This is a genomic window from Pelagibius sp. (assembly GCF_965249265.1).
Classification (GTDB): domain Bacteria; phylum Pseudomonadota; class Alphaproteobacteria; order Kiloniellales; family Kiloniellaceae; genus Pelagibius.
In genome coordinates this window covers 4,723,445-4,737,470 of the sequence record NZ_OZ252224.1, presented here as the reverse complement: position 1 = coordinate 4,737,470, position 14,026 = coordinate 4,723,445, and the positions used below count along the sequence as shown (strand labels likewise).

General features: G+C 63.5%; 11 protein-coding genes and 1 riboswitch. Of the genes, 8 read left to right on the top strand and 3 right to left on the bottom strand.

Annotation, left to right across the window (positions count from 1 at the left end; all coding sequences use genetic code 11):
- Positions 1–135 precede the first annotated feature (135 nt).
- Positions 136–900 carry an SDR family NAD(P)-dependent oxidoreductase gene (locus tag ACP146_RS22110; protein WP_422368918.1) on the top strand — a complete coding sequence of 255 codons (765 nt, stop codon included), beginning with the start codon at positions 136–138 and terminating at the stop codon, positions 898–900.
- A 30-nt stretch (positions 901–930) separates the two neighbouring features.
- Positions 931–1,947 carry an adenosine deaminase gene (locus ACP146_RS22105; protein ID WP_422368917.1) on the top strand — a complete coding sequence of 339 codons (1,017 nt, stop codon included), beginning with the start codon at positions 931–933 and terminating at the stop codon, positions 1,945–1,947.
- Between the two features lie 334 nt (positions 1,948–2,281).
- On the opposite strand, the gene gcvA is transcribed toward ACP146_RS22105, so the two are convergent.
- Positions 2,282–3,235 (bottom strand): transcriptional regulator GcvA, encoded by a 954-nt coding sequence (gcvA, locus tag ACP146_RS22100; RefSeq protein ID WP_422368916.1) that lies wholly within the window; start codon positions 3,233–3,235, stop codon positions 2,282–2,284.
- Between the two features lie 145 nt (positions 3,236–3,380).
- On the opposite strand from gcvA, the gene ACP146_RS22095 reads away from it, so the two are divergent.
- A complete protein-coding gene (locus ACP146_RS22095; protein WP_425032972.1) occupies positions 3,381–4,157 on the top strand; it encodes a sulfite exporter TauE/SafE family protein in 777 nt (258 codons plus the stop codon).
- Positions 4,158–4,252: 95 nt separating this feature from the next.
- On the opposite strand, the gene ACP146_RS22090 is transcribed toward ACP146_RS22095, so the two are convergent.
- On the bottom strand, positions 4,253–5,779 hold the full coding sequence (locus ACP146_RS22090; protein WP_422368914.1) for an alkaline phosphatase D family protein: 1,527 nt from the start codon (positions 5,777–5,779) through the stop codon (positions 4,253–4,255).
- Positions 5,780–6,121: 342 nt separating this feature from the next.
- Here ACP146_RS22090 and ACP146_RS22085 point away from each other — a divergent pair, with 342 nt between their 5' ends.
- The gene (locus tag ACP146_RS22085) at positions 6,122–8,143 is read left to right on the top strand and encodes a PAS domain-containing sensor histidine kinase (protein WP_422368913.1); all 2,022 of its coding nucleotides are present in this window, start codon (positions 6,122–6,124) and stop codon (positions 8,141–8,143) included.
- 12 nt (positions 8,144–8,155) lie between these two features.
- Here the strand turns inward: ACP146_RS22085 and ACP146_RS22080 are convergent, their stop codons facing one another.
- Complete coding sequence (locus ACP146_RS22080; protein ID WP_422368912.1) at positions 8,156–9,937, bottom strand: SLC13 family permease; 1,782 nt, start codon at positions 9,935–9,937, stop codon at positions 8,156–8,158.
- A 179-nt stretch (positions 9,938–10,116) separates the two neighbouring features.
- Positions 10,117–10,213, top strand: a riboswitch (TPP riboswitch).
- Positions 10,214–10,273: 60 nt separating this feature from the next.
- Here ACP146_RS22080 and thiM point away from each other — a divergent pair.
- The 4 genes from thiM to ACP146_RS22060 all read left to right on the top strand — a co-directional run bounded on the left by thiM (position 10,274) and on the right by ACP146_RS22060 (position 14,010).
- Complete coding sequence (gene thiM / locus ACP146_RS22075; protein WP_422368911.1) at positions 10,274–11,101, top strand: hydroxyethylthiazole kinase; 828 nt, start codon at positions 10,274–10,276, stop codon at positions 11,099–11,101.
- Positions 11,098–11,763 (top strand): thiaminase II, encoded by a 666-nt coding sequence (gene tenA / locus ACP146_RS22070; RefSeq protein WP_422368910.1) that lies wholly within the window; start codon positions 11,098–11,100, stop codon positions 11,761–11,763. Before thiM ends, tenA begins: the two co-directional genes overlap by 4 nt.
- A 277-nt stretch (positions 11,764–12,040) precedes the next feature.
- Positions 12,041–12,523, top strand: a complete 483-nt coding sequence (locus tag ACP146_RS22065; RefSeq protein ID WP_422368909.1) for a hypothetical protein — start codon at positions 12,041–12,043, stop codon at positions 12,521–12,523.
- Positions 12,524–12,585: 62 nt separating this feature from the next.
- The gene (locus ACP146_RS22060) at positions 12,586–14,010 is read left to right on the top strand and encodes a dihydrolipoyl dehydrogenase family protein (RefSeq protein ID WP_422368908.1); all 1,425 of its coding nucleotides are present in this window, start codon (positions 12,586–12,588) and stop codon (positions 14,008–14,010) included.
- Positions 14,011–14,026: the final 16 nt, after the last annotated feature.

Here is a 14,026-nt window from a genome sequence, read left to right as displayed (position 1 = left end):
TCATTACAGCCCAAAGACGATTAGCGGTGGCAAATATGCGCAAAAGGGGTGCGGTTTCACTCAACAGAGGTAGTCTTGCGCTCTCACAGCCCGCCGCTAAGCTGCGGGACTTTTTGTGATGTTGGGATCAAGTTCATGCAGGCATTCGATTTGAGCGGCAGGGCCGCCGTGGTGACCGGCGGCAACGGCGGCATCGGTCTGGGGATTGCCCGCGGCCTCGCCAAGGCCGGTGCGGCGCTCGCCATCGTCGGTCGCAATCCTGAGAAACTCTCCGCGGCGGCGGACGAACTCAAGGCTTTTGGGTCGAAGGTCCTGGCGCTGACCTGCGATGTTTCCGACGAGACCGCGGTTGCGGCCATGGCGGCTGAGGCGGTGGCTGGGCTTGGGCGTATCGACATCCTCGTGAACAATGCCGGCACCAACATCCGCAAACGCCCGGAAGACTTGAGCGCGGCGGACTGGCACAAGGTCATGGACGCCAACCTCACCAGCACCTTTCTCTGCGCCAAGGCCTGTTACCCCCACATGAAGGCGGCTGGTGGCGGCAAGATTCTCAACAACGGCTCCATGCTGTCGATCTTCGGGGCGCCCTGGAGCCCGGCCTACGGCGCCAGCAAGGGCGCTGTGGTGCAGTTGACCAAGTCCCTGGCCGCGGCCTGGGCGGCTGACAACATCCAGGTGAACTGTATGCTGCCGGGCTGGATCGACACCGACCTGACACGCCTGGCCCGCGCCGAGGTCGCGGGGCTGAACGACCATGTCCTGCAGCGCACCCCGGCGGATCGCTGGGGGAAGCCGGAAGACTTCGAAGGGCTGGCTGTGTTCTTTGCCGGGCCGGCCTCCGACTTCATCACCGGCGCTGCCTTGCCGATCGACGGCGGCTTCTCCATTTCGCTATAACCTTCCCAACCCAGCCGCGCGACCGAAAGGATGTCTCCGATTGTGAGTGATTTCATTACCGCCCTGCCGAAGGCTGAGTTGCATATCCATATCGAGGGCTCGCTGGAACCGGAAATGATGTTCGCCCTGGCCGGGCGCAACGGGGTCAAGCTGCCCTATGATTCCGTCGAGGCGCTGCGGGCCGCCTACCGCTTTGCCAACCTTCAGGAGTTCCTGGATCTCTATTACCAGGGCATGTCGGTATTGCTGACGGAAGAGGATTTCTACGATCTGACTCTGGCCTATCTGCGGCGTGCAGCGAAAGACAACGTGCGCCACACCGAGATCTTCTTCGACCCCCAGGGCCATACCGGGCGCGGCGTTGCCTTTGCGACGGTCTTCAACGGCATCCACCGGGCCCTGCGCGACGGCGAGCGCGAGCTGGGCGTCAGTTCGGAGATCATCCTCTGTTTCCTGCGTCACCTACCGGCGGCGGACGCCATGGCGACCTTGGAAGAGGCGATGGACTACCGCCAGCATATCGTCGGCGTCGGACTTGATTCTTCCGAGAACGGGCATCCGCCGGAACTCTTTACGGAGGTCTTTGCGAAAGCGCGCGACGCCGGTTTCCTGGCCGTTGCCCACGCGGGTGAGGAGGGGCCGCCGGCTTACGTCTGGGGTGCGCTGAACGCCCTGGCCGTCGACCGCATCGATCACGGCAACCGGGCGCTGGAAGACCCGGCGCTGGTGGCGGAACTGGCGGCCCGCAGGATGCCGCTTACGGTCTGTCCGCTTTCCAACCTCTGCCTCGGCGGGGTGAAAGATCTCTCGGGCCATCCGCTGCGGGCGATGCTCGATCACGGCCTTTTCGTCACCCTGAACTCGGACGACCCGGCCTACTTCGGCGGCTATGTGAACGAGAATTACCGGGCCACCCAGCAGGCGCTTGGCCTCAGTGATGCCGAACTCGGCCAGATCGCCCGCAACTCCTTCGAGGCGTCTTTCCTGGACGACAAAACCAAAGCCGCGCGCATCGCCGAGGTGGACGTCTACCTGAACGGCGGGTGAGGGACTCGTTTCTCGGGCTGCCGGACTGCAGACAACCGTTTCGATGGGTGCAATGCTGAGTTCAGCGTCGCAAGATCAGGGTCGACAATAAAGTCGTGGGCGCCGAACCGGGCTGAAGCACCGGAAGGCGATCAACCACCAGGGTGACAATTCCTGAAGGTGTTCCGGCGATAGGCCGCCGGGCGGTTGGAGTTGGTTGGCCGGAGCGGTGGTCGTGTCGTGGACGCCCAAGCCGACAAGCAAGTGGATTGCCTCGATGCGTTCTGCCAGCCGGTCTGGCGCCGCGTCCGGTTGCCGTTCTCCGTCCCTGCGCTGTCTGCGCAAGGTAAGCGGCTCAGATGGGCTCGCCGGCGTCGAAGGCGGCCTGCGATTCAGCCGTTACCATCTGCAGCCAAGTGCGGAAGGCGGCGACCGCTGCCCTGCGTTCGCGATTTTTCGGGCTGACCAGATAGATCTGATGGGCGAAAGGACGGCGCAGGGCGAGCAGCCGCACCAGGCGGCCGGCCTTCAGGTCATCCCAGGCCGGTGCGCTGCGCGCCAGAGCGATCCCCTGGCCGTCGATCGCCGCTTGCAGGGCCATGTTCGTGTTCGGGAAGCGCACGCCGCGCCGCAGAGCCGGGGCAAAGATGTCTTCCGGCACCACGGCGTCTTCGAACCAGCTCTGCCAGTCCGGCGCCCCTTTGTTGTTTTCGGTGCGCAGCAACAACGGATGGCGGCACAGGTCCTGGGGTGCCGCCGGTGCGCTGCTGCAGGACTTCAGGAACTCTGGGCTGGCAACGGGAAACACGTACTCCTGCATCAGCCGCAGTGACCGTTGCGAGGCCCGGCTGTCCGGTCCGAACTGGAGGGCGGCATCGAAGTCGTCGGCGGGACGCAGCCTTGCGTCGGCCTGGGTCTTGATCCAGACGTCGACCTCCGGATGTGCCGCGCGAAAGTCGGGCAGGCGGGGTACCAGCCATTTCAATGCGATGGAGGGCGGCACCAGCACCCGCACCTGGGCGACGGCGCTGTTGTCCCGGACCGCCGTCAGGGTGGTGTCGAGATCCTGAAAGAACCCGCGCGCAAGTTGGGACAAAGCCCTGCCCGCTTCGGTCAACTCAAGACGGCGGGTCAGTCGTGTGAAGAGCTTTACCTGCCACAATTCTTCGAGATGTCGAATCTGGTGACTGATGGCGCTCTGGCTGACGTGCAGTTCTTCTGCAGCTTTGGTGAAGCTCAGATGCCGTGCGGCGGCATCCAGCGCGCGAAGGGCGGTTGTCGGCGGCAGCCGCATCGTTGGGCTTTCCATGCATGAATGATTGCTCATGCATAGCATGACCAACGATCCTTTGTCAGCCTCTCGACGGCGCTCTAAAACCCATACAGCACAATGACTTCGGCCCGGCAGCCGACGGGCCGCGGTGAATCCCGGCGGCAGCAACGAGGGGCGTCAGATGATGGCCGGTTTTCCTGTCCACGATCCCCTGTTTCTCGCCGTTGCCGCTGTGGCGGTGCTGGCCATCGGGATTTCCAAGAGCGGTTTTTCGGGCGGCATCGGCGTTCTGGCGGTTCCGGTGATGGCTCTTTTCGTATCACCGCTGACCGCCGCCGCCATCATGTTGCCGATCCTCTGCGTGATGGATGTCTTGAGCGTCTGGGCCTATCGGCGGCGCTGGCACCGCCGCAATCTGCTGTTGCTGCTTCCCGGTGCCTGCGTTGGGCTTGCGCTCGGCGCCTTGACGTTCCGCTATGTCGATGACGCCGTCATCCGGCTGCTGTTGGGGGCGGTCACCCTGGGCTTCGGCCTGCAGGCCTTCGCTGCCGCTGGTCAGGCCGGCGAGGTACGGGCAGGCAAGGCGGCGACGGGGGTCGCCTGTGGCGCCCTTTCAGGGTTCACCAGCTTCATCGCCCACGCCGGCGGCCCGCCGGCGAAGTTCTTCCTGCTGCGTCAGCACCTCGACAAAACGGTCTTCGTCGGCACCAACGTGGTCTTTTTCTTCCTGATCAATCAGGCGAAGATTCTGCCCTATGCCTGGCTGGGCCAGTTCTCCCGGGACAACCTGATGACATCGCTGCTGCTGGCGCCTCTGGCGCCGCTGGGAATCTGGTTGGGCCTTCGGCTGCACCACCGGGTGCCTCAAGATGCCTTTTACCGGGTCAGCTACCTTCTGATGATCCTGGCCGGTGTAAAGCTGTTGCTCGATGGCGGGCTCGATGTGATTTTCCGCTGACCCGCCCGGCGGTGCTTTTTCCTGACGGCGTCTTTCAAAGAGAAAGGGGCGCTCCCTCATTCGTGGAGCGCCCCCTGGCAATGCGGTGTTCCGGGTTATGCGCTGGCGGGTTCGAGCGTGACCGTATAGAGCGCCTTGTCGTTCAGGTCTTTCAAGGTGACCGTCATGGCCTCGGTCTCGCCGTCAATCTTCACATGGCCGAAGAACTGTAGCTCCGAACTGGGCGGCAGGTTGCGCTCGCCCGCCGGGTCTTTGGAAAACACGACCTGAGGCCCGAAGGTGTCGTCCATCTGGCCGGGTCCGAAAGAGCCGGCATGCACCGGCCCGGAGACGAACTCCCAGAACGGGTCGAAGTCGCGGAACTGGGCTTTGCTTGGATCGTAGTAGTGCGCCGCGGTGTAATGCACATCGGCGGTGAAGAAGACGGTCTGTTTGATGTCATTGTGCTTGATGAAGCGCAGCAGGTCCGCGATGTCGTGTTCGCGGCCCAGCACCGGCCCGTTGCCGTTGGCGCCGTTCTCGAAGGCAGTTTCGCCGTCCCTCACGATAAGGCCCAAAGGCATGTCGCTGGCGATGATTTTCCAGGTTGCCTTGGAAGCGAGCAATTCGCGCTTCAGCCAGCGCAGTTGATTCGGTCCCAGAAAGTCGGTGTCGCGGCTGCGCACAGGCTGGTTGTTGGCGCTGTTGGGTCCGCGATAGCTGCGCAGGTCCAGGAAGAAGATGTCGAGCATCGGCCCGTAGGGAATCTTGCGGTAGATGCGCTCCCGGTCGCTGGGATGCTGGCGGATCGGCATGTACTCCAGAAAGGCCTTATTGGCGCGGCTGGCCAGCAGCGAGGCACTTTTCACCTTGTAGCGGTCGTCGGAGATCAGCATTTCTCCGGGATACCAGTTGTTCACCACCTCGTGGTCGTCCCACTGGGCGAGCATCGGCACCTCGGCATTGAAGCGCTTCACGTTCTCGTCCATCAGATTGTATTTGTAGTTGCCGCGGAACTCGGCCAGCGTCTCGGCGACTTTAGCCTTTTCCTCGATCATGACGTTCTTCCAGATGGTGCCGTCGGGTTGGGTCTTCTCGGCTTCAAGGGGATTATCGGCGTAAATGGTATCGCCGGAGTGGATGAAGAAGTCCGGGCGGTTGTTGCGCATGGTCTCGTAGCAGCGCATGCCGCCCCAATCCAGATTGATGCCCCAGCCCTGACCGCAGGTGTCGCCGGTCCAGACAAAGCTGATGTCGCGCTTGCTGCCCGGCCCTGTGCGAAAGCGTCCGATGATCGGCTCGCTCGTCAGATTGACGTCGGCCAGGTCCTGCCACTGCAGGCGATAGAAAATGTCCTGACCCGCGGGCAGTCCGGTCAGATCCATCTTGGCGGTGAAATCGTTGCCGTCGATGGCGGCCGGGCCGCGCAGGCGCTGTGCCGAGGCGAAGCTGTCGCTGGTCGCGACTTCTACCAGCAGGCGCGATGGGCGGTCGGCGCGGGCCCAGATGATACCGCTGTTGGTGGTCACATCGCCGCTTTGCACGCCGTGGGTGAAGACCGGGCGATTGGATTGCGCTATGGCGGGAAAACCGAGCAGTCCGGCGCCGGCCAATCCGCTGCCGGCGGCGGCACCTTGCAGCACACGGCGTCTCGAAAAACGGGGAGTCGGAGCGGCAGGGCGCTTTGCTGGCATGATCTTCTCCTTAGGTTTGCCCGCTGGCCGCAGCGAAACGGTTGCGAAGGGCGCTAATCTGCTGGACCGGAATCCGGGCGTTATCGAATCTTGGTTAACGACTTCGATAACGTTCCTCGGTTGCCGGACGATGTCGCTCGCGCTTCAGTTTGATGAAGCCTTTATCCTCATTGCGCGTAAGCGGAATCGATTGGATTTGTGGCGAATTCCAACCGATCTTCAACGTCTCTTAACCGTTCTCTGATGAACTTTAACGCTGTCTTTAAAGCGTTTGAAGGGGGATGCCGGTCTTTGCCCACAAAGGCGGAGTTAACCGAGGAATTGGCACGGCTCAGGCAGCGGGTCGAAGAGGTCGAGAGCCTCGAAGCTGAGCGAGTCATGGCCGAAGATGCTTTGCGCGAAAGCGAAGAGCGTCTGCGCGACTTTGCGGCTGCCGCCTCGGACTGGTTCTGGGAAATGGATGCGGAGCTGCGGATCTGTTACCTCTCCGAACGCCTGCGTGAGGTAACCGGCGTCAATCCGGCGGAGGTTCTGGGGAAGTCCCGGCTCGAACTCGGCGCCGGCGATACGGATGCCGATAAGTGGGAAGCCCATTTGGCCGACCTGCGCGCCCACCGTCCTTTTCGTGATTTCCGCTATGTCTATGTTGCCGCTGATGGCGGGCGCCAATACTGGTCGATCAGCGGCGTGCCGCTCTTTGACGAGAAGGGCGTTTTCCTGGGGTACCGGGGCACCGGCCGCAACCTGACGGAGGAATACAACGTCCGCCGCATGGCTTTCGAGGCGCAGGACCTTCTTCTGCAAGCCGTTGAATCCTTTTCTGACGCAGTCGCTCTCTTCGACGCCGACGACTGCCTGTTGCTGTTCAACGAAAGTTATCTGGCGTTCCACCATTCCTCGGCGATGACCATCGGCCCGGGCATGCCCTTTGAGGAATTGATCCGCAATCAGGTCGAGAACGGCATGATTCCGGCTGCCTTCGGGCGGGAGGAGGCGTGGCTGGCCGAACGCATGGAGCGCCACCGCAACCCTTCCGAGGAAGTGGAGGTCGAACGGTCGGACGGAAAGTGGTTGCGCATTCGAGAGGAGCGAACGGCGAACGGTGGATTGTTCCTCACCGCCACCGACATCACTGAAACCAAGACCATCGAGCGCGCGGAGCAGGAGATACGCGACCGTCTGCGCGCGGTTATCGACCACCTGCCGGCCGGCCTGACCCTGAAAGATCAGGACGGCCGCTACCTTCTGGTCAATCAACAGTTCCGCGACCTCTTCGGCCTGGACGGCCGCGACCTTGTCGGTGCGACGGCCTTCGACAGTTTCAACAAGAGCGAAGCGGAGGTCTTCAATGCCCAGGATCGTATGGTCCTGAAAACCGGCATTCCCATGGAGGTCGAGTCGGAGGTGACGCGCCGTGACGGCAGCAAGGTTCTTGCGATGGTCACCCGCTTCCCGGTGCTGGATTCAAAGGGCGCTGCGATCGGTGTCGGCGGTATCCAGGTCGACATCACCGAGATGAAGGAAAAGGAGCAGCAGCTTCGCGAAGCCCGTGACGAGGCCGAGCGGGCCAACCGCGCGAAGTCGACCTTCCTGGCCAACATGAGCCACGAGCTGCGCACGCCGCTGAACGCCATCATCGGTTTCTCGGAGATCATGGAGCAGGGCCTCTTCGGGCCTCTAGGCAACCCGCACTACAGCGAGTACGCCGAAGACATAAGGCGCTCGGCCAGTCATCTGCTGTCCATCATCAGCGACATCCTCGACCTGTCGAAGATCGAAGCCGGCCGCATGGAACTCCACGAAGAACCCATCGACATTGCCTCGGTGGTCGAGTCCTGCCTCACGATCGTGAAGGAGTCCGCAGCCAACGGTGGCCTGGTTCTCACCTCCGCTTTGCCGGAGACCTTGCCTTTGCTGCATGCCGACAAGCGCTCGGTACGGCAGATCCTTCTGAACCTCCTGTCCAATGCCATCAAGTTCACGCCCGCCGGCGGCACTGTCGTTGCGGAGGCGGCCTTGGAAGAAAGTGGCCGGATCGCGCTGACCGTACGCGACAGCGGGATCGGCATGGCCGCGGACGACATCGAGATCGTGCTGCAGCCTTTCGGGCAGGTTGAAGGCGCCCATACCCGCAGCCACGACGGCACCGGGCTCGGCTTGCCGATCACCAAGTCCCTGGCAGAGATGCACGGTGGCAGTATGACTGTGGAAAGCGTGGAGGGCGAGGGTACGGAGATCATTGTCCGCTTTCCGGCCAAACGGGTGGTCAAGCGTCCTGCCGGCGGCGGTGCGTCCTCGCAGCGTTTGGCCTGATCCGCATCTGCGCTAGAGCGGCCAGACCAGCAGAATCATCGGTACGCTCACCGCAATCACCAGGACTTCCAGCGGCAGGCCCATGCGCCAGTAGTCGCCGAAGCGGTATCCACCCGGGCCGAGGATCAATGCGTTGTTCTGATGTCCGATCGGCGTCAGAAAGGCGCAGGATGCTGCCACCGCCGTCGCCATCAGAAAGGGGTCGGCGTTGACCCCCAGACGTTCGGCGATGGTGGCCGCGATCGGCGCCATGACCACGGCCGTCGCCGCGTTGTTCAGGATATCGGAGAGGGTCATGGTGACCACCATGACCACGACAAGCACTACGGCGGCCGAAAGTCCGGCGGTGACCGCCAGCAGGCTGTCGGCGATCAATGTGGTGGCGCCGGTGGTCTGCAGCGCCCCGCCGACCGGAATCAGCGATGCCAGCAGCACGATGACCGGCCAGTCGATGCCGTCGTAGAGTTCCCTGACCTGCAACAGCCCGGAGACCACCAAAAGGGCGACGGCGATGCCGAAGGCAATCTGTATCGGCACCAAACCCAGGCTGGCGGCGAGAATGGCAGCGGCGAAGATGGCGATGACCGCCGGCCCCTGTTTGCGCTTGCCGAAATGAAGTTCGCGTTCTGCCAGTGGCAGGCAGCCGAGGGCATGCACCAGGTCGGCCAGTTGCTCGGTTTCGCCGTGCAGCAGCAGCACGTCGCCCGGGCGGATACGAAACGACCGCAGACGTCCCCGGAAAGGCGTGCCCTGGCGCGACACCGCCAGGATGGTGATCCCGCGGCGGGAGAACAGGCGCAGGGAACCGACCAGGCGCCCGTCCAGGCGCGAGCCCGGCGCCACCACGGCCTCCATCAGGGTTGCGTCTTCCGGCGCCTTGACCTTTTTGCGGTCTGTTTCGTCGCGGTCGCCGATCACCAGGCCGAGCTTGCTGACGAACCTGTCGATCTCGTCGGGCCCGGCCTCGATCTTCAGGATGTCGCCGGCCTGAAGCTGCTTGCGCGTTGTCGCCGGGTAGACGCGGTCATTGCGGATCTGGTCCATGATGACGGCGTCGATGTCTTCGGTCAGTTCGTCGATTTCCTTTAGGGTCTTGCCGATGTGCGGGTTCTCGGCGGGTACGGTTACCTCTGTGATGTAGTTTTCGATGTCGAAGAGATCGCCGCCGGCCGTGCGGCCGCTGTCGCGCAGCGGGACGAGGCGCCAGCCGATGAGGGCTATGAAGACAAGGCCGGCGAAGGCGACCACCAGGCCGACCGGCGCATAATCGAACATGGCGAAGGGCTCGCCGCTCAGTTCGCCGCGATAGGAGGCGACGATGATGTTCGGGGGTGTGCCGATCAGGGTGACGAGACCGCCGAGAATCGATCCGAAGGAAAGCGGCATCAGCAGTTTCGCCGGCGAGCGGGCGACCTTGCGTGCCGACTGCAGGGCCATGGGCAGCAGAATACCCAGGGCCCCGACGTTGTTCATCATCGTCGACATCGCCGCGCCGAGACCGGCGAGAACGCCGACGTGGCTGCTGGTCGACCCGGATGCCGGGCGGATAAGGCGCGTGAGCAGATCAATGGCGCCGGAGCCGGAGAGAACACGGCTGAGGACCAGCACCGCCGCCACGGTGATCGTCGCGGGATGGCCGAAGCCGCTGAAGGCCTGGCCCGCCGGTACCAGGCCGGTCACGACCGTCGCCATCAGACAGGCGAAGGCGACGACGTCATAGCGCCAGCGACCCCAAACCAGCAGACCGAAGAGGCCTGCCAGAATGGCGAAGATCAACATCTGCTGTTCGGTCATTGGTGCCTTTGCAATTCTGTCTGGAAAAGGATGCGGTTTGCTGAAGCCCCAAGAGGCTGAAGCCCCAAGAGATTGTGACATTCCGATCAGAACGCCGCCAGCGCAAAGCCGCGCGCCCCTGGTCTGCGGCCCTGCAGATTGTGGTTTCCTTCGGCCGGGGCGATGGCTAAGCTCTTGGGATTAGTGAACTGGGGTGCCCGCTTTGTCGCGGGCTGAGAGAGTCCCATCGAACCTGATCTGGGTCATGCCAGCGAAGGGAGTTGTCACCGAGATGACCAAAGCATACAGCCTCTCATTTGCGGTCTCGGCCTCCCTGATAAAGGAAGGGAGCCAAGAGTGCAGATTGATCGCGTCGCGCCTCTGTTTGCGGAACTCCGCGAAAAAAGGCCGCTTGTACACTGTATCACCAATGACGTGACACCGGCCGTCATGGCCAATGTCCTTTTGGCCTGTGGGGCGTCGCCGATGATGGCGCGCGATGGCGCCGAAGTCGAAGAGGTCGTCCGGCGTGCCGATGCCTTGGTCGTCAACCACGGCACCCCGAGCCCGGCGCGCATCGATGCCGCGTTGAAGGCCGTGGCGGTGGCGCGGGATGAGGGTATCCCCTGGGTGCTCGATCCCGTCGGGGTCGGTGCATCGCGGCTGCGGCGCCGCGCTGTTGCGGCGCTCCTCGGCGAAGCGCCTGCCGTGGTGCGCGGCAATGCTGCGGAGATTGCCTTCCTGGCCGGAGAAGCGGCGGCCGCTCCGGGTGTCGATGCGCCGGAATCCGCAGGGCAGGATGGCGGGGCCGCGCTTGCCTTGGCGCAGGCGCAGGGCTGCGTGGTGGCGATGACCGGTGCCCAGGATTACATCGCCGGTCAGGGCCGGCTTCTTGCCGTCGCCAACGGCGACCCTTTGATGACGCGGGTCACCGGGCTCGGCTGCAGCACCACGGCCCTGATCGCCGGCTTTCTAGCGGTGGCGGACGACGCCTTTGCTGCAGCCGCAGCGGCGGTCACCCTGATGGGGCTCGCCGGCGAGCAGGCAGCGGCCGCGGCCCGTGGCCCCGGCAGCCTGGCAAGTCTCCTGCTGGATGCGCTTTACAGCCTGCAGCCCGCCGACCTCTGCCGTGCAGCGCGGTGGGCCGATGTGCCGTCGGAAAAGGCGGCGGAGGTAAAGACATGAACAGCTTCTCGCAGGACGCCTGGCAGACCATTGCGCCCCTCTACGGCAAGATTGCGGCGCTGCCGTTCAACCGCGAGCTGGCCGAAGGCAGCCTCTCGGCGGAGCGTTTTCGCTTTTACATTCTGCAGGACTCGCTCTACCTCGCAGGCTATGCAAGGGCGCTGTCACTGGCGGCGGCCAGGGCGCCGGATGCCGAGGCCGCGGCGATCTTCACCCGCTCCGCCCAGGGGGCAATCGAGGTCGAACAGGCCTTGCATGCCGGTGTCCTGGCCCGCTTTGGCGTCGGCCCCGAAGCGGCGATGCAGACCGAACCTTCGCCGAGTTGCTTCGCATATACAAACTTCCTGCTTGCCGCCGCCCAGAAGGATTCCTTCGAGGTTCTGGCGGCGGCGATCCTGCCCTGTTTCTGGATTTATTGGGAGATCGGCTGCCAGATCAGCGCGGCGGCCCAGCCCGGCAATCCCTACGCGGATTGGATTTCGACCTACTCCGATCCCGCTTTCGGAGAGGCGACGAAAGCGGTGATCGATCTCTGCGACCGGGCCGCGGCCGCGGCCGGTCCCGTCACCTGCGATCGGATGATGACCGCCTTCGTCCAGTCGTCGCGCTATGAATGGATGTTCTGGGACAGCGCCTATCGCCGCGAATCCTGGCCGGTCTAGAAAAGCGGTTTAAGGGTCTTTAAGGCCATGTCATGGCATGATTCCTTGATAAACCGCCGCCTATGGCCCCCAATAGTGCTGAAAGTCCGGGGTTGAGGGCGGCCAGGCGGCTGTAACGGAGAGTCACAACCCTGTGAGAGGCCTTTCGGCGGGATTTAGCCTCCCCATTTGACCTCCAAGCGGTCGCCGAAGACGGGTTTTACCCAGGCGCCCAGATCAGGTCGGGGGACCATCGAGACGTTCGGCAACCCCGCGACAGCGATACGGAGAAAGCATCATGAAAAAGGTTCTGCTGACCACTGCTTCCCTCGCCGCCGGGGCCTTTGCTCTCGGTGTCGCCTCTGTCTCGGCTGAAGAAGCCCAGGTCATCGAGCTGACCCAGACCGCCTGCCAGTTTGTCGAGATCGAGGCCGGCGGCGACCACGGCTACACATCCAACAGCAAGGCCGACTGCGACACGATCAATGCCGAGTCAGGTGCCGAGCGTCTGGCTTCCGCCAAGGTGCTGAACCTGAAGCCCGGCAAGTACATCTTCCGGGTCACCAACAAGAACGTGCCCTACGATCTCGGATTTTGGGTGCGCGAGCACGACTACGACTGGCGCAATCCCCTGCACAAGCTGAGCAAGACCTCGGTTTCCGGCGGCGGCCTCAGCACGGGGACGACCAAGGACTACGAAGTGACCTTGGAAGCCGGCGAGTACATCTACAGCTGCCCGCTGAACCCGACACCGGATTACAAGATCGTCGTTGAAGGTTGAGCTTCGGGATCGTGCCCGGTGACAAGAAGACCCGGGCCTTCCCCAGAACAAGGAACAACAAGATGGCCAAGACCATCCAAGCGGATATCTGCGTAATAGGCGGCGGCTCAGGCGGCCTCTCGGTCGCAGCCGGCGCATCGCAAATGGGCGCCAAGGTGGTGCTGATCGAAAAGGGCAAGATGGGCGGCGACTGCCTGAACTATGGTTGCGTGCCGTCCAAGGCGCTGATCGCCGCCGGCCATGCCGCCGACACGGTTCGCAACGCCGGCAAGTTCGGTGTCAACGGACACGAGCCCGAGGTCGATTTCCTCGGCGTGCGTGATCACGTCCGCGGTGTGATCGCGGCCATCGCCCCGCACGATTCGGTCGAACGCTTCGAGGATCTGGGTGTTACGGTTATCCAGGCCGCCGGCAGCTTCACCGGGCCGGACGAGATCGTTGCCGGCGATACCCGGGTCAAGGCCAAGCGCTTCGTCATCGCAACCGGTTCTTCCGCCGCGGTGCCGCCGATCCCCGGCCTCGACCAGGTTCCCTTCATGACCAACGAGACGGTCTTTGATCTGGCCGAGCGGCCGGAGCATCTGATCGTGATCGGCGGCGGCCCGATCGGCGCCGAACTGGCTCAGGCGCAGCGCCGTCTGGGTGCGCGGGTGTCGCTGTTGGAGATGTTTACCGTTCTCGGCAAGGATGATCCCGACGTCACCGCCTTCGCCCGCAAGCGGCTGGTAGAGGACGGTGTCGAAATCCACGAGGGGATCGCCATCAAGCAGATCAGCCAGGACGGCAACGGTATCGCCGTTGAGATCGAGGTCGATGGCAAACCGCAACGCATCGCCGGCTCTCATCTGCTGGTGGCCGCCGGACGCCGTGCCAACGTCAACGGCCTGAACCTGGAAGCGGCCGGCGTGACCTATTCCCCCAAAGGGATCGAGGTCGATGAAAGACTGCGCAGCAGCAATAAGAAGATCTTCGCCATCGGCGACGTTGCCGGCGGTTTCCAGTTCACCCACATGGCCGGCTATCACGCGGGCATCGTGATCCGCAATGCGCTTTTCAAACTGCCGGCCAAGGTCGACTACAAAGCCGTGCCCTGGGTCACCTATACCGATCCGGAGATCGCCCATGTCGGGATGACCGAAGCCGAGGCGCGCGAGAAGTTCGGCGATAAAGTCCGCGCGCTGAAGTGGTCTTTTGAGGAGAACGACCGGGCGCAGGCCGAGCGGGCGACCGACGGCCTGGTGAAGGTGGTGGTCGGTGCGCGGGGCAAGATCCTCGGCGCCTCCATCGCTGGCCTTCATGCTGGCGAGCTTCTCCAGCCCTGGGTCTTGGCGATCAGCCAGGGCCTGAAGATCGGCGCCATGGCGAACATCATCGCGCCCTATCCGACCCTGGGTGAAGTGAACAAGCGGGCGGCGGGCAGCTACTACACCCCAAGCCTGTTCAGCGAACGAACCCGCAAGATCGTCCGCTTTCTGCAGCGCTTCTAACGCCGCAGGCAGAGGC

Bases quoted from the DNA above. Each gene is read 5' to 3' on its own strand.
- ACP146_RS22065 (WP_422368909.1), top strand. From the start codon at position 12,041: ATGAAAAAGGTTCTGCTGACCACTGCTTCCCTCGCCGCCGGGGCCTTT.
- ACP146_RS22060 (WP_422368908.1), top strand. From the start codon at position 12,586: ATGGCCAAGACCATCCAAGCGGATATCTGCGTAATAGGCGGCGGCTCA.
- ACP146_RS22080 (WP_422368912.1), bottom strand. From the start codon at position 9,937: ATGACCGAACAGCAGATGTTGATCTTCGCCATTCTGGCAGGCCTCTTC.
- tenA (WP_422368910.1), top strand. From the start codon at position 11,098: ATGAACAGCTTCTCGCAGGACGCCTGGCAGACCATTGCGCCCCTCTAC.
- ACP146_RS22095 (WP_425032972.1), top strand. From the start codon at position 3,381: ATGATGGCCGGTTTTCCTGTCCACGATCCCCTGTTTCTCGCCGTTGCC.
- ACP146_RS22110 (WP_422368918.1), top strand. From the start codon at position 136: ATGCAGGCATTCGATTTGAGCGGCAGGGCCGCCGTGGTGACCGGCGGC.
- ACP146_RS22105 (WP_422368917.1), top strand. From the start codon at position 931: ATGTCTCCGATTGTGAGTGATTTCATTACCGCCCTGCCGAAGGCTGAG.
- gcvA (WP_422368916.1), bottom strand. From the start codon at position 3,235: ATGGAAAGCCCAACGATGCGGCTGCCGCCGACAACCGCCCTTCGCGCG.